General features: G+C 57.2%; 20 protein-coding genes and 1 pseudogene. 8 read left to right on the top strand and 13 right to left on the bottom strand.

Annotation, left to right across the window (positions count from 1 at the left end):
* Positions 1-142: 142 nt before the first annotated feature.
* Positions 143-535: a helix-turn-helix domain-containing protein gene (locus AC1MEA_RS21675; protein ID WP_480417342.1), complete on the top strand. Its 393-nt coding sequence runs from the start codon at positions 143-145 to the stop codon at positions 533-535.
* Here the strand turns inward: AC1MEA_RS21675 and modC are convergent.
* The 4 genes from modC to AC1MEA_RS21655 form a co-directional block, all read right to left on the bottom strand.
* Complete coding sequence (gene modC, locus AC1MEA_RS21670; RefSeq protein ID WP_480417341.1) at positions 510-1,598, bottom strand: molybdenum ABC transporter ATP-binding protein; 1,089 nt, start codon at positions 1,596-1,598, stop codon at positions 510-512. The genes AC1MEA_RS21675 and modC overlap by 26 nt on opposite strands.
* A 4-nt stretch (positions 1,599-1,602) precedes the next feature.
* Entirely contained in the window at positions 1,603-2,283 is a 681-nt protein-coding gene (gene modB / locus AC1MEA_RS21665; RefSeq protein WP_449633399.1) for a molybdate ABC transporter permease subunit, read from the bottom strand.
* The gene (modA, locus tag AC1MEA_RS21660; RefSeq protein WP_480918196.1) at positions 2,284-2,988 is read right to left on the bottom strand and encodes a molybdate ABC transporter substrate-binding protein; all 705 of its coding nucleotides are present in this window, start codon (positions 2,986-2,988) and stop codon (positions 2,284-2,286) included.
* A 149-nt stretch (positions 2,989-3,137) separates the two neighbouring features.
* Positions 3,138-4,214 (bottom strand): NAD(P)H-dependent flavin oxidoreductase, encoded by a 1,077-nt coding sequence (locus AC1MEA_RS21655; protein ID WP_480417340.1) that lies wholly within the window; start codon positions 4,212-4,214, stop codon positions 3,138-3,140.
* A gap of 163 nt (positions 4,215-4,377) precedes the next feature.
* Between AC1MEA_RS21655 and acuR the strand changes: the two genes are divergently transcribed.
* On the top strand, positions 4,378-5,013 hold the full coding sequence (gene acuR, locus AC1MEA_RS21650) for an acrylate utilization transcriptional regulator AcuR (protein WP_480417339.1): 636 nt from the start codon (positions 4,378-4,380) through the stop codon (positions 5,011-5,013).
* Between the two features lie 45 nt (positions 5,014-5,058).
* Positions 5,059-6,042, top strand: coding sequence for an acrylyl-CoA reductase (NADPH) (gene acuI / locus AC1MEA_RS21645; RefSeq protein WP_480417338.1), 984 nt, complete (start codon positions 5,059-5,061; stop codon positions 6,040-6,042).
* A 22-nt stretch (positions 6,043-6,064) separates the two neighbouring features.
* On the opposite strand, the gene AC1MEA_RS21640 is transcribed toward acuI, so the two are convergent.
* From AC1MEA_RS21640 to AC1MEA_RS21615, 6 genes are all read right to left on the bottom strand, one after another.
* Positions 6,065-6,286 (bottom strand): RES family NAD+ phosphorylase, encoded by a 222-nt coding sequence (locus tag AC1MEA_RS21640; RefSeq protein WP_480918195.1) that lies wholly within the window; start codon positions 6,284-6,286, stop codon positions 6,065-6,067.
* Positions 6,287-6,291: 5 nt separating this feature from the next.
* Positions 6,292-6,414, bottom strand: coding sequence for a hypothetical protein (locus AC1MEA_RS21635; RefSeq protein WP_480417337.1), 123 nt, complete (start codon positions 6,412-6,414; stop codon positions 6,292-6,294).
* Positions 6,415-6,513: 99 nt separating this feature from the next.
* Positions 6,514-7,599 (bottom strand): bifunctional DNA-binding transcriptional regulator/O6-methylguanine-DNA methyltransferase Ada, encoded by a 1,086-nt coding sequence (ada, locus tag AC1MEA_RS21630; RefSeq protein ID WP_480417336.1) that lies wholly within the window; start codon positions 7,597-7,599, stop codon positions 6,514-6,516.
* Positions 7,600-7,698: 99 nt separating this feature from the next.
* Positions 7,699-8,574: a copper homeostasis membrane protein CopD gene (copD, locus tag AC1MEA_RS21625; protein WP_480417335.1), complete on the bottom strand. Its 876-nt coding sequence runs from the start codon at positions 8,572-8,574 to the stop codon at positions 7,699-7,701.
* A 4-nt stretch (positions 8,575-8,578) separates the two neighbouring features.
* Positions 8,579-8,956 carry a copper homeostasis periplasmic binding protein CopC gene (gene copC, locus AC1MEA_RS21620; RefSeq protein ID WP_480417334.1) on the bottom strand — a complete coding sequence of 126 codons (378 nt, stop codon included), beginning with the start codon at positions 8,954-8,956 and terminating at the stop codon, positions 8,579-8,581.
* 247 nt (positions 8,957-9,203) lie between these two features.
* On the bottom strand, positions 9,204-9,767 hold the full coding sequence (locus tag AC1MEA_RS21615; protein ID WP_449633396.1) for a cytochrome b: 564 nt from the start codon (positions 9,765-9,767) through the stop codon (positions 9,204-9,206).
* A 184-nt stretch (positions 9,768-9,951) separates the two neighbouring features.
* Between AC1MEA_RS21615 and AC1MEA_RS21610 the strand changes: the two genes are divergently transcribed.
* A complete protein-coding gene (locus AC1MEA_RS21610) occupies positions 9,952-10,557 on the top strand; it encodes an NADPH-dependent F420 reductase (protein ID WP_480417333.1) in 606 nt (201 codons plus the stop codon).
* Between the two features lie 128 nt (positions 10,558-10,685).
* On the top strand, positions 10,686-11,603 hold the full coding sequence (locus tag AC1MEA_RS21605; protein ID WP_480417332.1) for a site-specific integrase: 918 nt from the start codon (positions 10,686-10,688) through the stop codon (positions 11,601-11,603).
* A 66-nt stretch (positions 11,604-11,669) separates the two neighbouring features.
* Here the strand turns inward: AC1MEA_RS21605 and AC1MEA_RS21600 are convergent, their stop codons facing one another.
* Positions 11,670-12,635, bottom strand: coding sequence for a DMT family transporter (locus AC1MEA_RS21600; protein WP_480918194.1), 966 nt, complete (start codon positions 12,633-12,635; stop codon positions 11,670-11,672).
* A gap of 79 nt (positions 12,636-12,714) precedes the next feature.
* A complete protein-coding gene (locus AC1MEA_RS21595; RefSeq protein ID WP_480417331.1) occupies positions 12,715-13,443 on the bottom strand; it encodes a helix-turn-helix domain-containing protein in 729 nt (242 codons plus the stop codon).
* Between the two features lie 295 nt (positions 13,444-13,738).
* Between AC1MEA_RS21595 and AC1MEA_RS21590 the strand changes: the two genes are divergently transcribed.
* Positions 13,739-14,044, top strand: coding sequence for a panthothenate synthetase (locus tag AC1MEA_RS21590; RefSeq protein ID WP_219062037.1), 306 nt, complete (start codon positions 13,739-13,741; stop codon positions 14,042-14,044).
* Between the two features lie 193 nt (positions 14,045-14,237).
* A pseudogene (locus AC1MEA_RS21585) lies at positions 14,238-15,437 on the top strand (pyridoxal phosphate-dependent aminotransferase); the annotation flags it as partial.
* 55 nt (positions 15,438-15,492) lie between these two features.
* On the opposite strand, the gene AC1MEA_RS21580 reads toward AC1MEA_RS21585, so the two are convergent.
* A complete protein-coding gene (locus tag AC1MEA_RS21580; protein WP_257604309.1) occupies positions 15,493-16,128 on the bottom strand; it encodes a TetR/AcrR family transcriptional regulator in 636 nt (211 codons plus the stop codon).
* 387 nt (positions 16,129-16,515) lie between these two features.
* Here AC1MEA_RS21580 and AC1MEA_RS21575 point away from each other — a divergent pair, with 387 nt between their 5' ends.
* Positions 16,516-17,844: an OprD family porin gene (locus AC1MEA_RS21575; RefSeq protein WP_219061826.1), complete on the top strand. Its 1,329-nt coding sequence runs from the start codon at positions 16,516-16,518 to the stop codon at positions 17,842-17,844.
* Positions 17,845-17,984: the final 140 nt, after the last annotated feature.

Genomic DNA, 17,984 nt, shown 5'->3' with positions numbered 1-17,984 from the left:
AATGAATTGCTCCGCTTGTTGTGGGCTGTATCGCAAGGACGCTGTTCCGACCAATCGTCGCTTTTGGTGGATCGCAAGCATTCAAATCCCCGGTTTTTTTTGAGAAACTTCAGGGGTCAATAACACAATGGTAGTCAGGCCAATGAGTGAGATAGGCTTCAGAATCAGGCAAGAACGCAAACGGTTAGGGTATTCGCAGCGGGAAATGGGGCTTCTTGGCGGCGTTGCTGTAAACGCGCAGGGCAAGTATGAAAGCGGCGAGCGTGTGCCGAAGGCCGATTATCTGGTCGCCTTGGCGAACGTGGGTGTCGATGTTTTGTATGTTCTGACTAACAAGCGCAGCTCAGGTGTAACTGCCGAAAACGCCTTGAACAAAGTAACGTACGCCGAGCCGCCTGACGCGTTGTTCGTCGAAGTTCAGCACGCAGTCCGTCACTTCCTGCTAAAAATTGAAGAGTTGTCGACCACCTACCAAGTCAACGGTAAAGCCACTCAACCCTACGTGTGCGCTACGCCAACACCGCTACCGACTTGATCTGTGCCCATAGATGCTGGCCGGGGTACAGGCGCAGTTGATCGCGGGAGTAACGGGTAATCCGCGCGAGCAATGGCGTGCCGGCCGCGTCGAGCCGGACCAGTACGTGCGCCCTGTTGTCGGCAGCGATTTCGCTGATGACGGTCACAGGCAAGCGGTTGAGAATGCTGCTTTGCTCATCGGGCTGCAAGTTCAGGCTCACATCCCGGGCTTGTACCTTAAAGCGCAGGGTCTTGCCGACCGACAGGGGTGAATGCGCGACACGAACTTTCAGGTCGCTGCCAGGCAGGTGCAACGTCAGCAACTGATAGTGGGGGTCATAAGCGCTGACGACGCCTTCGACTACTACGCCAGCATCGTCGCCTGTCGCCATCGGCAGGTCGAGGCGTGCCAGGGTTTCACCGATGGGGCCACTGGCCAAGGCTTTGCCCTCGCTTAACACGACAATGTGATCGGACAGCCGCGCAACTTCGTCCTGAGAATGGCTGACATAGAGCATGGGGATTTCCAGCTCATCGTGAAGGCGCTCCAGGTACGGCAGGATTTCGCTCTTGCGTTGGGTGTCCAGCGCCGCCAGAGGTTCGTCGAGTAATAACAAGCGTGGGCTGGTCAGCAGGGCGCGAGCGATGCCGACACGTTGTCGCTCGCCGCCGGACAGGTTGTCGGTGTGGCGCTCGAGCAGGTGATCGATACCCAGCAATGTGCTGGCTTGATCCAGTTGTACCTTGCGCTGACTCCTCGCAATACGCCGCAGTCCGAATTCCAGGTTGCCCCTTACCGACAGATGCGGGAAGAGACTGGCCTCCTGAAACACGTACCCCAGCGCACGTTTATGTGGCGGGAGGAAAATGCCTCGGTCGTTGTCCTGCCAGACTTCACCATTAATCTGAATGAAGCCCTGTCGCGCTTTCTCCAGCCCGGCGATACAGCGCAAGCAGGTTGTTTTTCCTGAGCCGGAGTGGCCATACAGCGCCGTCACACCATGGCCTGGCAATGCGAGGTCGACATCCAGATCAAAACCGGGATAGGCCACTTGCAGGCGCGCCTGTATCTGCGAGGTCATCGGCTCAACTCCAGCTTGCTTTGGTTTTGCCGCTTGAGTACAGCGCCAGTAGAACCAGGAAAGAAAAAACCAACATAGCCCCGGCCAGCCAATGCGCTTGCAGGTATTCCATCGACTCGACGTGGTCGTAGATCTGCACGGAAACCACGCGGGTTTTTTCCGGGATATTGCCGCCGATCATCAGCACCACGCCAAACTCGCCCACGGTATGGGCAAAACCGAGAATGGCGCCCGTGATAAAGCCGGGGCGAGCCAGTGGCAACACCACACTGAAGAAGGTGTCCCACGGGCCGGCGCGCAGGGTGGCCGCGACCTCCAGCGGTCGCTTGCCGATGGCGGCGAAGGCGTTTTGCAGTGGCTGTACGACAAAGGGCATCGAGTAGATGACGGAGCCGATCACCAGGCCGGGGAAGCTGAAGGTCAGCGTTCCAAGCCCGATACTCTGGGTGAAGTGTCCGACCATGCCGTTAGGCCCCATCGCCAGCAGCAGGTAAAAGCCAATGACTGTTGGCGGCAGCACCAGCGGCAGAGCGACCACCGCAGCCACCGGGCCCTTGAGCCACGAACGGGTGTGCGCCAGCCATAAGGCGATGGGCGTGCCGATCAGGAGCAGGATGACCGTGGTCAATGACGCCAGTTTCAGCGTCAGCCAGATGGCCGCAATATCGTCGCTGTTCAGTGGCATTTAAAGCTGATAGCCGAACGACTTGATCACTGTGGCCGCTTTTGGCCCCTTCAGGTATTCAACCAGCGCCTTGGCGGCAGCGTTGTCCTTGCCTTTGTTAAGGATGACGGCGTCTTGTTTGATCGGATCATGCAGATTGGCCGGCACTATCCACGCCGAACCACTGGTGATCTGACCGTCCTTGTAGATCTGCGACAAAGCAACAAAACCCAGTTCAGCATTGCCAGTAGAGACAAACTGATACGCCTGAGTAATGTTTTGGCCTGTCACGATTTTGTCTTTGGTTGCGTCGGTGAGGTTGAGCTTGCTGAGCACTTGGGTCGCGGCAAGGCCATAAGGTGCTGTTTTCGCATCGGCGATGGATAAATGCTGATACTGGTTGGCCTTGAGAACGGCGCCTTTGTCGTCGACATAACCTTCTTTGGCAGACCATAAGGCCAAGGTGCCGATGGCATAGGTGAAACGAGAGCCGGGGACAGTATCGCCTTCTTTTTCCAGCTTGGCCGGGGTGGCGTCATCGGCAGAGAGGAGTACCTCGAACGGTGCGCCATTTTTGATCTGGCTATAGAACTGGCCTGTCGCACCGTAGGCCGCAATCAGTTTATGCCCCGTGTCTTTCTCGAAATCCTTGGCGATGGCCTGGATCGGTGCGGTGAAGTTGGCAGCAACGGCCACGTGTACTTCGTCGGCGAACGCTGCGCTCATGGTCAGCAGGGTACTTGCAGCTGTCAGGGTTTGGAGGATGACGCCAAGGTGTCCAGTGCGCATACAAAGCTTCCGTAGTCTTTGTGGGTGGGGCGGGTGACTGCCTGGCAGTTGCCGCTATATAGCAGAGTATATAGCGGCTGATCATCTCAGCGCCCGGTCAATTTTTCCAGTGCTTGAGTGGCCAGTAGACGGGTCAATACGCCTGCCGACAATTCATGCTTCAGCCCGACTGCCTGACCGGCCCAGAGGTTCATGAAGTCGCCGCTGCCTTGCGGTTCGGACTTGGCGCGCAGGGGCATCAACGCGCCGCCGGCCAAGGGGAACGCGGGTGCGTCATCACTGATCGGGCCCCGTTCGCGCATGATCCGGTTGACGATGCCCCGGGCTGGTCTTCCGGTGAAAATGTTGGTCAATGCCGTCTGGCTTCCCTTGGCGCTACGCAGCGCCTGGTAGTGCGGTGTCGTCACCTTGGCTTCCGGGCAGAAGAGATAGACCGTGCCCAGTTGGACCGCCGATGCTCCGAGCGCGAATGCCGCGACAATACCGCGCGCATCGCCAATGCCACCCGCTGCAATCACTGGCACGCTGACGGCGTCTACTACCTGCGGCACCAACGCCAGGGTTCCGATCTGAGTGTAGAGGTCCTTACTGAGGAACATCCCTCGATGACCTCCGGCTTCGTAGCCCATGGCGATGATCGCGTCACAGCCGTTTTGCTCCAGCCAGACAGCCTCCTCGACGGTGGTGGCTGAGGAAATGACCTTGGCTCCGGTAGCCTTGACCCGATCCAGCAACGCTTGCTCTGGCAAGCCGAAATGAAAGCTGACGATCTCGGGTTTCAGCGCTTCAATCAGCGTGCAACTGGCGTCATCGAAGGGCGCACGTGCGGACACCGGCGTGGGCGCTTCGAAGTCAGCGCCCAGTTCGGTGTAATAGTCTTTGAGCGTGTCTTTCCAGCGAGCCTCTCGGGCCGGGTCGGCAGCGGGCGGCTGGTGGCAAAAGAAATTCAGGTTCAACGGGGCGTTGGTATTTTGGCGGATCAATGCCACTTCTTCGCGGATCTGATCCAGGGTCAGCGCGGCGCAGGGCAGGGATGCCAGCCCCCCGGCGTTGGCGACGGCAATCGCCAAGGCTGAGCCACTCGCCCCGGCCATAGGTGCTTGAAGGATGGGGAGTGTCACCCCGAACAGATCAAGAATACGGCTATCAGGCCAAGTGCTCATGGTGGTCTCCTCCGAAATAGAACGACAGGCAGGCCGCTATTGAACGGGCCGGGGCCACCCTTTGCAACCGGGGTGTCCGGTATGGGCTGCTTTTTTTCTGTCCATATGCGACGGGTTAAGACGTCCGGTTGACTTAAAAGACGATCGGTCTAATATTCAAGCCATGACGATACCCCCAGCAAAACCAAGACGGCCAGGCCGCCCACCCAACGTCGATCGGGAAAATGTCGAAACTCGTGAAGCGCTGATTCGTTGTGGCACCGAGGTGTTGACCGAGCAGGGTTTCATGGCGACCGGGATCGACGGCATTCTCAAACGGGTCGGTGTGCCCAAGGGCTCGTTCTATCACTATTTTGAGAGCAAAGAGGCCTTTGGCCGTGCGGTGCTGGACAACTACGCCGGCTTCTTTTCGCGCAAGCTGGATCGTTGGCTGCTGGATGAGTCGATGTCGCCGCTGGAACGTTTGGCCGGCTTCGTCCAGGACGCTAAAGTCAGCATGGCCCGGTATGACTATCGGCGCGGCTGTATGGTCGGCAACCTGGGCCAGGAAATCAGTGTTTTGCCTGAGGGGTTTCGGGAGACTCTGGAAAACATTTTCCTGGACTGGCAGATAAAGCTGACACGCTGCCTGGAAGCAGCCCAAGCGGCTGGCGAGCTTTCTGCTGATGCTGATTGCGCGGAGTTGGCGGCGTTTTTCTGGATTGGCTGGGAGGGCGCGGTGCTGCGCGCGCGGCTGGTGCAGAGTGATACTCCATTGAATACCTTCATTGCCGGCTTTCTTCGCGGGTTGCCGCAATGATTTTTCCATCCATTTCTAGACGATCGGTCTATATCGGAGGCAGCTATGTTCAAAGGCATTTTGATCGAGAAAGACGACGCTGGTTATCGAGCAACGCTGACCGACATCAGTGAAGAGCAACTGCCTCCGGGCAACGTCACCGTGCGCGTGTCTTACAGCACCCTGAACTACAAGGATGGCCTGGCGCTTACCGGCAACGGACCGGTAGTGCGCAAGTTTCCGATGGTGCCCGGTGTCGACCTGGTGGGTACCGTGGAGCAGAGCAGCGATGCCGAGTTCCAGATCGGCGATCAGGTATTGCTCAATGGCTGGGGCGTGGGCGAGGGGCACTGGGGCGGACTGGCAGAAAAAGCGCGGCTTGAAGGCAAATGGCTAATCCAACTGCCCAAAGCGTTCACCCCGGCACAAGCCATGGCCATTGGTACGGCTGGGTATACTGCCATGCTCGCCGTTATCGCTTTGGAAAAAAATGGCCTGCGTCCCGACATGGGGGATGTCCTGGTGACCGGCGCCAACGGCGGTGTGGGCAGTTTCGCTATCGCGATTCTGGCCAGGTTGGGTTATCGGGTCGTGGCCTCCACCGGGCGTATGGCCGAAAGCGCTTATCTCAAGCAATTAGGTGCGGCCGACATCATCGACCGTGCCACGTTGTCTGAGCCGGGTCGGCCATTGGCCAAGGAACGTTGGGCAGCGGCAATTGATTCCGTGGGCAGCCACACCTTGGCCAACGTCTGCGCCAGTATTCGTTATCGCGGTACTGTCGCTGCCTGCGGCTTGGCGCAGGGCATGGAGTTTCCGGGGTCGGTGGCACCGTTTATTCTTCGGGGTATTACGTTGGCTGGCATCGACAGTGTTTCCCGGCCACGTGCTGACCGTCTGCAGGCCTGGGCGCGTCTGGCGACGGATCTGGATTTGTCGATGTTGTCCCTGATCAGTCGGGAAATCGGTCTCAGCGAAGTCATCGCCATCGCGCCGCAGCTGATGGCCGGTAAAATCCGGGGCAGGGTAGTGGTGGACGTTAACCGTTGAACTGCGTCGACGCTTTGCTACTTCAGGTGCGCGGCGTGAACATTCGACTGTCGTAAAAGAAATCTGTCACATCGAGGATTTTTATCTGGTTCGCAGCAGCATGCTCGGGGTTGAGCATGATGTTGCGTTCAAAAGGCAGCACTGACGAAGGCACAATCAACCCGAGTTGCCGGCCTTCCTCAAGCCAGGCAGTGCCGAAGTCCATGCTTGGCGTGTCGAACCGCGCCTTGGCGATCCTCCACACCTGTATCAAACGACCCCGCCATATTCCAGGACAGCTAACACGCGGCGTACCTGTTTGGCACCGATTTCGGTTTCACGCAGGTGAAGGGGCGCTTTCTCGGCATCACGTTGTTTATTGATGATTGACATCGCAGGTCACCAGGTCATCTTTTGACGATAAATACTCTTTAAAAGATGCCACTCCAAATGACTCACACTTCAAGCAGCAAGCGGTTACCGTCGGTTGCTCTATGGCTTTGCCTCGCGCTCCAGCAATTGCCGTTTGCGCTCCACTCCCCAGCGATAACCTGAAAGATTGCCGTCGCTGCGCACCACTCTATGGCAGGGGATAGCGACAGCCAGCCAGTTCGCGCCGCACGCCTGTGCCACGGCGCGAAAAGAGGTGGGGGCGCCAATCCGTTGGGCAATCTCGGCGTAGCTGGCTGTGCTGCCCACCGGGATTTCCCTGAGTGCCTTCCATACCCGCTCCTGAAACGCCGTACCGCGCAGGTCCAGTGGCAAATCAAGGCCGATGGCGGGCATTTCAATAAATCCAACGACCTTTGCAATCAGTTGCTCGAAATCGGCATCGCCACCCATCAGGTTGGCGTTGGTAAATTTGTCCTGCAGATTACGCACCAGGGTGTTCGGGTCATCACCCAGCAGAATGGCGCACACACCGCGCTCGCTTTGCGCCACCAGAATCGAGCCCAGCGAGCATTCCCCAACCGCGAAGCGAATGTCGTTATTAACGCCGCCTGCGCGATAGTCGCTGGGTTTCATGCCAAGCAGCGTGTCCGACGCTTCGTAAAAGCGGCTGTTGGAATTGAAGCCTGCTTCGTAAAGCGCATTGGTGATAGAACCCGGGCGGGCCAAGTGCTCGCGCATTTTTCGTGCGCGATTGGCCCGGGCATACCCGTTGGGCGTCAGGCCGGTGATGGCCTTGAAGACCCGATGGAAGTGATAGGGACTCAAGCCGACGTTGTCTGCCAGTTGATTCAGGCTGGGCAGGTGATCGGCCTGTTCGATCTGCCGGCAGGCCTCTGCTACCAGGGTTACATGCTGCGCGGCGACGCTGGTCTGATCCGCCGCGGCCCGTTTGCTCGGGCGATAGCCGGCGGCTTCTGCATCTGTGGCATTGGCGAAAAACTCGACGTTCTCCGGCCGTGGCAGGCGCGACGAACTGCTTGCCCGACAGTACACGCCGGTGGTTTTCACCGCGTAAACGAATTGGCTGTCCGCCGTCGCATCCCTTGCCAGCACCGCAGCCCAGCGTGGATCGTTTTCCGTGGTCTGCTTATTCTGCTGTGCTGTGCGTTGATTGACCGTACTCATGCGCGTGTACTCATCGTGAAGTCGATTGCTGACAAGGTTATCGCGCAAGCAGATAGACAGCACTCCGAAGCTTGCGCTCGAACTCCCGGCTGACAGCCGTCAACCATTCAGCATTGGCGGCAATGTGCCCAATAAGGAGACAGCCGCAACGGCTGCCACACCGAACAGGCATTCGAGGGCCACACTGGTACGCAATAGGTTGAGCCGATCACCGCTGCTATTGAGCAGCAATCTATTGATCAGTGCTAACAGCAGCATGCACAGCACCAGACACACCTTGATCAGCAGGATCAGTCCAAACCCGGAAAATGCAGGCTCGGGCCAAACGGCGCCACTCATTACCCTGACATTGATCAGCCCGGTGGTAATGATTGCAGCCACGAGACCATAACCGATGCCGCTGAAGCGCCGAAGCAGGTGCTGAGCGTTTCCGGTAGACGGTTGTGCCAGCAGCAATGACAGCAACAATATCCCTCCTAGCCAGGCGCCGACGCAGCATAGGTGAATCAGCTGATTGAGAATCATCAGTCCACCGCTCAGGCCGTCGAACATCGCGCCGTGTCCGACTGGCGCCAGTGTCGCCAATAGCAACGTACTCAGTGCCAGCCGCAGGTTGGGGGAAGAAAACCGTCGCGAGGCAAGGCTTATCAATAGCAGCACGCTGAGGAGCAGATGCCCACTCCAGACTTGACCGAAAAATGTGTTGCGGAGCACCAGCGTCAGGGTTGGCGGATCAAGTCCGTCCTGCCAGCTACCTGCCATGCTGCCGGCAATAAGCACAAGCCACAGCAGGCTGCTGGCCAACGCCACTGACGCCAGCGAGCGCAGTATCCATGTGAGCTTCGCGTCCAGCGTGGCTGTTGCTGCTTCAATCAGCAACGGTTTGAACAGCCATGTCCGAAACAGGCATATCCCGAACAGCAATAGCACCACGGCAAAGTGCGCAAAACGGCACAGGATCAGTGCACTCGACATCGCGTTACGGACTTACTTTGAAGGAGTATTCGCCCTCGCTTTTATGGGTATCGACCGACACCGCGTGCCATTCCACCTTGTATTCGCCAGCAGCGATGGGCGTGGCAGGGGTGATAATTAAAACTTTCTTATCGTCGGGGTCAGTCGCAACGGTATTAACGATCACCGTTTTACCGCTGTTCGTGGTGAGGCTGACTTTGGTGAACTTGTCCTCGACACCTTCAGAAAAATTCAGGCGCAGATCCTTGGGGGCTGTGGTCGTGCTGTCGGCAGCCGGCTCTTCACTTTTCAGGTTGGCGTGGGCAAATACGAAGGTGGCGCTAGCGACGGAGACAAGCAGGATGAACGATGTCAGGGCTTTCTTGAAAAGCGGGGCAAACATTAAAAATACCTTTTTCAGAGGGCTGGATCGTTAAGCAATGCGTGCTAATAAAACAGAAACGGGCGACCGACTCCAGACAAGAAAGCCATGCAGGCCTCGTCGCAGCCTCAGGCGATGCTGCCAGACCGCCAGCCGAGCCCGGATCAATTGCGCCATCGTCCCTGGCTCATCAACGTTGTTCCCGATAAAGAGACTCGGTAAAGAGGCCGTGACACTCAGGGAACACGCGTACCGGTGAGTTTATTCATCAGCCTTGCAGATTTTTTCGCCCGGCCGGCAGCATGCGGCGCAGCGTCGAATCTTTCAGGAGGTAGTGATGCCCAAGGGCGATGCACGCATGCAGGCCGGAAAGAATGATGATGGCCCAGGCCACTGTCTCATGCAGGTCGCCCAGCGTGCTGCTCAGTTCATGATCAATAATGAAAGGCGCGGGTACCGAGAACAGGCCGAAGAAGCTGAAGGGTTCGTCTTGCGCCCAACGAAACCCAAAGCCCAGTACCACTTGTGCCAACAACAGTGCGTAAAGACCAAGGTGCGCGAGCTTCGCCAGCAGGTGAGTTGTTCTGGACGTGATTACGGGTAGCCGATTGCCGCCGAACAAGCGCCAGGCAATCCGCGCGACGATCAGCGCTGCCAGGGCAATCCCTAGCGAGATATGCACCGATTGCAGGCCTTTACGCAGGGGCGTGCCTTTCTCAAGAATGTCCCATACCTGTGCGCTGGCGAACAAAAAAATTACCAGGGCTACCGTTAGCCAGTGGAAGGAACGGGTCAGTCGGTCATAGCGTTCAGCATTCGGAGTGGTCTGCATGGTCAGCTCTCTGTGATGATAGGAACTTAAGCCCGAGGGTGAAGATTTATTTGACGACTGTATAGGTAATTTGTGAACAACCAGAATCGCGTCCATAGGCCCCCGAATCGCTATTCCGTGACTATAATTTTTCGCGTGGGCCGGCGCGGTCCATGAGCCCATTGCCCAGTCGTGAGGTAAACCTATGAACATCGGGATGATTGGCGCTGCGACGGTGGGTGAAACGCTCGCTGCAGCGTTCATTCAAGCTGGGCATGACGTGGTGCTCAGTAATCGTCGAGGTCCCGGGAGTCTGGCGTCATTGATTCATAAACTGGGACCCAAGGCAAAGGCGGGCACCCTGGAGCAGGCCGCTGCTTGCCCGATCGTCGTGCTCGCGATTCCCTGGTTCAATGTGGCAAGTGCCTTGCCGGCGTTGCCGAGGTGGGAAGGGCGCGTGCTGATCGATGCGACCAATACTTTTCTTCACTACTTTCCGGATTTCAGGGTTGCGGACCTGGGGGACGACAGTGGCAGCGAAATAGTCGCCCGTCTCGCGCCGGACGCTAAAGTGATCAAGGCGTTCAATACGTTGCCCATCGCTGGCTTTTTCCTTGATGTGCCTGCTGGTTACAGGCGCGTGGCGTTTCTGGCGGGTGATGATACCGAGGCCAAGGCGTTGGTCAGCGGGCTGATCGAGTCCATAGGGTTGGCGCCCATGGACCTTGGTGCGCTCGGCAGTGGCGGCCGACTCATGCAGTTGGGTGGAATCTTCAACGGAGCCGAGTTATTAAAAGCCAGCGACCGATAACGGATGTGCGTGCCTGGCTTCGGGTTACGGGCATTGAGCGATGAAATAATTTCCTTTTTCTTCAATTGGTTAGCAACAGACGTTGTGGTGTAGAGTGGTATTTTCCAGTCACCCGAGACAGGTTGTCCATGTCGCTGCCCGAGGTTCAGAATCCGTTGGCGCTTTATCTGGCGCGTCTGGCGCCGTCGAGCCAATTGACGATGAAATATGTGCTGCAGGATGCAGCGGATCGTCTGGGTTTCGTCGAGATGGACATCCACGAGGTGCCCTGGCATCAATTGCAGCCCGGCCATGTCATCGCACTGGTCGCCGCGCTTCGCGAAGACGGCTATGCGCCCAATACCTCGTCGTTATACGTCAATGCCATTCGTGGCGTGACCAACGAAGCCTGGCGACAAAGCCTGATCAGCCATGAACACTTGCTCAAGATGCGCTCGGTCAAGCCCATGGCAGGGACGCGTCTGAGCAAGGGCAAAAATATTCGACGAACGCTGATTCGGGAACTGATGGACGTGTGTGCCGCCGACCCTCGGCCGCAAGGACGACGCGATGCGGCGATCATTGCCATTCTGTATGGGTCGGGGATGCGAAAGTCCGAGTCCGTGAACCTCGACCTGGCGCAGATCGACTTTGCCGAGCGCAGCCTGCAGGTCACCGGCAAGGGCAACAAGCAACTGATTAAATACGCGCCGACTTGGGCGTTCACGGCCCTTAATGATTGGCTGGAACTGCGTCGCTCATGCCTGCCCGAAGGTCAGAGTGACGATGCCTTCCTGTTTAACCGCATCCGCCGTGGCAGCCACATCACCCGTGACCGGATCACCAAACATGCGATCTACTTCATTGCCAAGCAGCGCGGGCGGCAAATTGGCATGGACATCATGCCCCATGACTTTCGTCGTTCATTCATCACGCGGGTGATCGAAGAACACGATCTGTCGATTGCGCAAAAACTGGCGCATCACACCAACATTTCGACCACCGCCAGCTATGACATGCGCGGCGAAAATGAGCGACGTCGAGCGATTGATCGGTTTGATCTTTAACCTCGGTAGCGTATCTCGCCTTAAGCGACGGCTTCAGGACGGTGTGTTGCTTGCTACGGCGTGAGATCAAGCTTCACCTGACTGGGGACATGGCTTATGACTAGGAGTGGCGCGATGACAATTCAGACACCACACGACACCCGTGACCAATAGTGCTATAGCCGCCAGCTCAGATGTATCAGGCAACCGATGCTCCCAGAGAAATCCGAACAAAAGCGCCGCTAGCGTTTCTACCACCAGCACTTGTCCACTGAGTGCCAACGGTAGAAGCCGGCTTGCCTGGTTCCAGCATGCCCCTCCAACAACCGACGATAGCAGTGCCACTCCGCCACCAACGAGAAGAAAGTTAAGCCATACGGAAGTGCTGTGTGTTTCCACCTCAAAGCAAAAAGCCGGTATCGCCAAAAGCAACGACTGCGCGCCAGTCATAATGCCCGTCAGTAGAGACCAGTCATGCGATGACACTCTGGTTATTACGCCTAACCTTCGCGAGTTGCTAACCGCGTACCAACTCCAGCTAATCAACGCGCCTAACGCACATGTGATCCCGACAATAGCGCTAGCCGATGAGTTGGGGTTCTCGCCACTGTTCAGCGCATGCAAACTGATGAGTACGACGCCTGCGACAGCGCAGCACAGCGATGGAAAAAGTCGTGACAGAGAAACCGCATTTGCGTCGTTACGACCAGCCAGCGTAACGAGCACGGGTATCAGCCCAACAATCAATGACGTCGTCGCTATCCCGATAAGCTGGACACCGCTGCCCACGAGAGAATAGTAAAAAAGATTACCGATCAGGCTAAGCCAAAAAAGCGACCTCCAGTCGGCGACAGTGAGATTCGAGCATACACGCCGCCAACGCGGCATGAGCAGGGCCAGTGAAAATAGCCCGAAGCAGAGGAACCGCAGGACTGCAAACTGCAAGCCACTCAATCCCGGTGTTAGCTGGGGGCCAAGGAATATCACTCCCCAGCACAGGCCTGCACTGACGCCGTAACCAACGCCTTTCAGTAATGATCGATCAGCAAACATTTCATTAACGCTCAAAACTTCAAAGCGTTCAGTTTGAAGAGGAGGCCTGGTGGCGTATTGTCGATAACGGTGTGTTTTTTTACCGAGACTGTTGCTGGATCTTACGATAGGCACCCGGCGTCGTGCCGCAAAGGCGCTGCATGGCCCGGGTGAGAGCCGCCTGATCGCAGAAACCTGTGCGCAGCGCGATGTCAGCTATTGGTAATGAGCTGCTGCGAAGCCATCGTTGTGCTTCGTCAATTCGCAAACCGGCCAACCAGGCTTGAGGGGTCTTTCCGAAAAGCTGCCGAAAACGTTGATGGAGTTGGCTCATGCTCATATTGGCCGTTCGAGCCATCATCTCGTTGCTCCAGCTCACTCCAGGATGTGCTCGCAGGCGGGCTATCAGTTGCTTCATGCCGGGCGATGACTGAAAAGTCTCGGAGCTGAGCGATGAAAGTAGCAGAGGTGCCAGTTGCGAGGCACCAACCGAGAGTTGGTCATTACCTACTAGCTCTGCGAACTCGATAAGTCGGCGAGTTGCTTGAGAGATCGGGACGTAAATGCGTTGGGCCAGGCGCTCAAAATGGAGGGTTTCAAGCGTTGCAGGCGCACAGTCCAGAACCAAAAAACGGCTGTTTGAATGAGTGAGCTGCGAATGCACAGAGCCAGGAGTCACGAGGGCAGCAAGTGATTGGTCTATGCAGCCGCCCTGACCGTCCACGTCGATTTCCATACGGCCGCAGATCGGCAACACCAACTGAGCAAAATCGTGATGGTGGTGCGGGTTTTCGGTCTTGTAACTACGAATTTCGAGATTCAGAACCAATTTAGCGCTCCAAGCTACCCATTTGGTACTTCTAGATGCATGCCCCGCACGGGTAGTCGTCCGTCACCTGTGGACCTGCGCATTCTAGCACTTGGGGATCAGACAGTTCATCACGCAGTCTGCCTTGTGGGCGGACGCTTTCTCATGACCGCCCGTAAGCCCGGACGAGCGCCCGCTCAGGCTTCGCTACTCTTTAAACACGGACCGCTGGAACTGCTGAATGCACGTCAGGCGGCATGAGCGCCAGAAGCAAAGGTCTGGCGACAGGGCAGCACGTTGAAAAGAGGATTGAATGATGAAGATGCTACTGACGGTCGAATTCCCTCATGAACCCTTCAACTCCCTCGTCAGAGCGGGGAAGGTAGGCGAGATTATTGGACGTATCCTGGAAAGCATCCATCCGGAGGTCGCTTACTTTACTGAGCAAAATGGAATGCGTGGCGGGATCTTCCTGGTCAACGTAAAAGACCCGTCCGACGTCCCCGCATTTGCGGAACCTTTTTTTCTCAACTTCCAGGCTGACTGCAAGTTTCGCATTGCGATGAGCCCGCAGGACCTGCAAAAGTCGGGTCTGGAGGCGCTCGGGAAAACGTGGGCGTGAGGAGTGGCCAGTGGGGTCGGTAACGTACGGCCCCAATCCGGCCAAGTGCCTTGCAATTACGCACCTGCGAAAGCTTTGTGTCAGGCACTGAACATCGCTATTGAGCGACTGTTCAGTTTCGCTTATGTTGGCGTCTCCGAGTTTCGCCGCAGCGTGGTAGCGGCCTGCTTTATTCATCCTGAGAGGCTCCTGCATGCGCTTTTCCCCTTTCGTCGACCGAATTACCGGGCAGGGTGTTGCCGCTTGGGATATTCACCACGCCGCCTTTGATGCCCAGCGTGATGGCGAGGACGTGATCATTTTGAGTGTGGGTGACCCTGACTTCCCGACGCCGGACTTCATCACGGATGCCGCTGTCCAGGCGTTGAAAAGCGGCGATACCCACTACACCGATATCGCCGGTCGGCCTTCCTTGCGCCAGGCCGTTGCTGCACGCTACACCGAACGCTTGGGTCGACCGGTGCAGTCTGGCAATGTGATCATGGTGGCTGGCGCGCAGAACGCATTGTTTATCACCTCGTTATGCCTGTTGCAGGCGGGCGATGAAGTGATCGCATTGGACCCGATGTACGTGACCTACGAAGCGACCCTCAACGCGTCCGGCGCCACCTTGGTGCGAGTGACCTGCGACGCCGACGATGGTTTTCGGCCGGATATCGGGCGTTTGGCGGCGGCCATCACGTCGCGTACCCGCGCCATTTTCCTGTCCAATCCGAATAACCCCACCGGCGTCATGCTGCGCACTGAAGAGCTGCAAGCCATTGCCGACCTGGCGATTGCTCACGACCTTTGGGTGGTGGTGGACGAGGTCTATGAGAGCCTTTGCTACGAGCGCGAACATGTCAGCCTGGCGAGCTTGCCCGGTATGCAAAATCGTTGCGTGATCATTGGCAGTTTGTCCAAATCACACGCCATGACCGGTTGGCGCATCGGTTGGATCATTGCTGCGCCGGCGCTGATTGGCCACGCGGAAACCCTGATGCTGAGCATGTTGTACGGCTTGCCGGGGTTCGTCATGGAGGCAGCCCTTGCCGCCGTGCTGGCTCATGACGACGTCACGAGTGGCATGTGCGAGATCTATCGGCGCCGACGTGATTTGATGGTAGATGCCCTGAGCGATTGTCCTGGCATCCGCGTGCTCAAGCCTGACGCCGGGATGTTCGTGCTGGTCGATGTTCGGGGCACAGGCCTCAGTTCTCTGGACTTCGCCTGGCGTCTGTTTCGCGAGGCCAGGGTCTCGGTGCTCGACGCGGCAGCATTCGGTGAGCCCGCCCAAGGCTTTGTCCGGTTGTCATTCACCCTTGGCGAAGACCGTCTGATCGAGGCCTGTCTGCGGATTAGGGATTTCGTGGGGAAAACACGGATGGCTCGACCTCTGTCAGTGGCCAGCACTTGCTGATCAGCGCCTCGCCACTAGCGGCACGTTGGCGATATTGAGCGCTGAGGCCTCAGGTGTCGTGGTCAGGGCCGAAGGCGCCAAGCCGTAGGCCGATGACCCAGCGCCGACAGATTTCCAGGCCGCGATTGGCACCAAACGTGGCGGGGTTCAGGCACCACTCCAGCCACAAACCGTCGAGGATGGCGGTCAGGCCGATAGCGGCAAGGGAGGCATCGCTGATCTGGAATTTTTCTTCGGCCGCCAACTCAATGAGTAACCTTTCGACTAAATCACGATAAGCACCGTAGCCCTTTTCATGGGCGTTGCTGACGTGAGGGGAATGCCGGATCAGGCTCCAGAACACCACCCATGCGCTGAGTAGACTGGGGTTCAGGACATGGGGCGAAAACGAGCCCACCAGGAACGCATCCAGCCGCTCGGCAGCAGAACCGGCCTTGTCTACCTCCAGTTGCAACGCGAGGGTCATGCCCAGCGAGAGCTTTTGATAGGCGTCGGCAATCAGCACGTCGATGCTGCCGAAGTGATGATTGAGCAAGCCAACGGACACTCCGGCTTCTTTGGCGATACGGCGGACGGAAATGCCTGCATGGCCTTCTTCAGCCAGGCATTTCAGGGTGGCAGCGATCAGCAGGTCGCGACGTTCATCGGGTTCAGCGCGGCGAAATTTACGGCCATCGAGTTCCACAGTGATTCCTGTCGGCGGGATACCAGTGGTGAGAATAATTGTACGTGCGTTCAATTTCCACATGCATTTAGGGGCCACCCACGGCGAGGGGTTATATGGCCGTGTTGTTCAATTATTACGTCAACGGATAATGACTATCACACAATCGGGGTTAAATAGCGGCCCGCAAAAATGTTAAAAGTTTGAGCGAGGGGGAACCCCCTGAACCGAGAAGATAAAAATAGGGCTAAAAAGCCTGTTATTACCGGAAGTGCAACTCCGGTCTCACTGTTTTAGCTGACCTGCCATCGCTCAATCCACCGTTTCATCCTTCGCCTGAACTCAGGGGGAACCCTATTGCTCGGGTATTGGATGGCGGCGGACTTATTTTGAATCAGGGGAAAATTAATGATGCGTGTGAAGTGGAATCTCGTGACCCTTGCGGTCTCGCTTGGGGTCAGTCAGTTAGTATCGGCCGCGCCGGTAGCGGATCAGGCCGATGCCAAGGGATTTATTGAAGACAGCAGTCTCAATGTCCACCTCAAAAACTACTACTTCGACCATGACGGTAAGGATGGCGGTGCAACCAACAAGGACTGGACCCAAGGTGTACTGGCTAACTACAGTTCGGGGTTCACTCAGGGGACGGTTGGGTTCGGGGTAGAGGTGTTTGGTAATTGGGCCATCAAACTTGATGGCTCGGCGGACACTAACGGCACGGGTAACTTGCCGGTGCGTCATGATGGATCCCTCGAAGATGAATACGGCACTGTGGGGGGCGCACTGAAAGTCCGGATTTCCAAAACCGAACTGCTGTGGGGCAACCTGCAACCGACAGCACCTGTTTTCGCCGCGGGCGGCTCACGTCTGTTTCCGCAGACGGGCACCGGCTTTAATTTGCTGAGCAGCGAAATTGCCGGCCTTGATCTGGACGCAGGGCACTTCACCGGCGGTAACGGTCCGGTCACCACCAACGGCAGCCACGAACTGTTTGCCGCCTACGCCAACGTCGCTGCCGACAGCATTGATTATGTCGGTGGCAAATACGCGGTTTCGGACAGCCTGACCTTTAGCCTGTACGGCTCGGAGCTCAAGGATATCTGGCGTCAGTACTACGGGAACGCCAACTACACGTTGCCGATCTCGGACCAGCAATCGCTGAACCTGGACTTCAATATCTACCGCACCAATGACGAAGGTCAGGCCAATGCCGGCACCATCGACAACACCACTTGGTCTCTGGGTGCGGCTTACGCGTTCCTGAGCGCGCATACCGTCTCACTCTCCTATCAGAAAGTACGCGGCGATACCCCGTTCGACTACGTCTCGTTCGGTCAAAACGGACCTGGCGACACGTCTGACTCGATCAGCCTGGCCAACTCGATTCAGTATTCAGACTTCAACGGGCCAGGCGAGAGATCCTGGCAGGCGCGCTACGACCTGAACATGCTGACCTACGGGGTTCCGGGCCTGAGTTTCATGGTCCGTTATGCCCACGGTGACAACATCGACGGTACTCACATGGCCGCTGACAGCCCTTATCGTAACTACGGTTATGGCGAAGACGGCAAACACCATGAAACCAACCTTGAAGCCAAATACACCGTCCAGACCGGTCCGGCCAAAGATCTGTCCCTGCGGATGCGTCAGGCTTGGCATCGTGGCAATGCCGATCAAGCCGAGGGTAACGTCAACGAGTTCCGTTTGATCGCCGATTACCCGATCTCGATCTTCTAAACCGTCGTTCCCGACAGAGAGGTCCGACGACGCGATAGGCCGAGTCGGGTTTTTCTTGAGCAGGCTAATAAAGAGGCAGCCGTTTGCCGGTGATGGCAACTCGCTGCCTTTTTTGCCTTTAGATGTTCAGCGCTGTCGGG

The organism is Pseudomonas sp. ASL8, assembly GCF_056680355.1.
This window is presented reverse-complemented; position numbering and strand designations above follow the sequence as displayed.

What these genes read in the sequence shown, in the direction of transcription:
- AC1MEA_RS21655 (WP_480417340.1), bottom strand. Translation starts at nt 4,214, where the DNA reads ATGAGCACTTGGCCTGATAGCCGTATTCTTGATCTGTTCGGGGTGACA.
- AC1MEA_RS21575 (WP_219061826.1), top strand. Translation starts at nt 16,516, where the DNA reads ATGATGCGTGTGAAGTGGAATCTCGTGACCCTTGCGGTCTCGCTTGGG.
- modB (WP_449633399.1), bottom strand. Translation starts at nt 2,283, where the DNA reads ATGCCACTGAACAGCGACGATATTGCGGCCATCTGGCTGACGCTGAAA.
- copC (WP_480417334.1), bottom strand. Translation starts at nt 8,956, where the DNA reads ATGTTTGCCCCGCTTTTCAAGAAAGCCCTGACATCGTTCATCCTGCTT.
- AC1MEA_RS21600 (WP_480918194.1), bottom strand. Translation starts at nt 12,635, where the DNA reads ATGTTTGCTGATCGATCATTACTGAAAGGCGTTGGTTACGGCGTCAGT.
- AC1MEA_RS21675 (WP_480417342.1), top strand. Translation starts at nt 143, where the DNA reads ATGAGTGAGATAGGCTTCAGAATCAGGCAAGAACGCAAACGGTTAGGG.
- modA (WP_480918196.1), bottom strand. Translation starts at nt 2,988, where the DNA reads ATGAGCGCAGCGTTCGCCGACGAAGTACACGTGGCCGTTGCTGCCAAC.
- AC1MEA_RS21610 (WP_480417333.1), top strand. Translation starts at nt 9,952, where the DNA reads ATGAACATCGGGATGATTGGCGCTGCGACGGTGGGTGAAACGCTCGCT.
- modC (WP_480417341.1), bottom strand. Translation starts at nt 1,598, where the DNA reads ATGACCTCGCAGATACAGGCGCGCCTGCAAGTGGCCTATCCCGGTTTT.
- AC1MEA_RS21635 (WP_480417337.1), bottom strand. Translation starts at nt 6,414, where the DNA reads ATGTCAATCATCAATAAACAACGTGATGCCGAGAAAGCGCCCCTTCAC.
- copD (WP_480417335.1), bottom strand. Translation starts at nt 8,574, where the DNA reads ATGTCGAGTGCACTGATCCTGTGCCGTTTTGCGCACTTTGCCGTGGTG.
- AC1MEA_RS21615 (WP_449633396.1), bottom strand. Translation starts at nt 9,767, where the DNA reads ATGCAGACCACTCCGAATGCTGAACGCTATGACCGACTGACCCGTTCC.
- acuR (WP_480417339.1), top strand. Translation starts at nt 4,378, where the DNA reads ATGACGATACCCCCAGCAAAACCAAGACGGCCAGGCCGCCCACCCAAC.
- AC1MEA_RS21590 (WP_219062037.1), top strand. Translation starts at nt 13,739, where the DNA reads ATGAAGATGCTACTGACGGTCGAATTCCCTCATGAACCCTTCAACTCC.
- AC1MEA_RS21605 (WP_480417332.1), top strand. Translation starts at nt 10,686, where the DNA reads ATGTCGCTGCCCGAGGTTCAGAATCCGTTGGCGCTTTATCTGGCGCGT.
- ada (WP_480417336.1), bottom strand. Translation starts at nt 7,599, where the DNA reads ATGAGTACGGTCAATCAACGCACAGCACAGCAGAATAAGCAGACCACG.
- acuI (WP_480417338.1), top strand. Translation starts at nt 5,059, where the DNA reads ATGTTCAAAGGCATTTTGATCGAGAAAGACGACGCTGGTTATCGAGCA.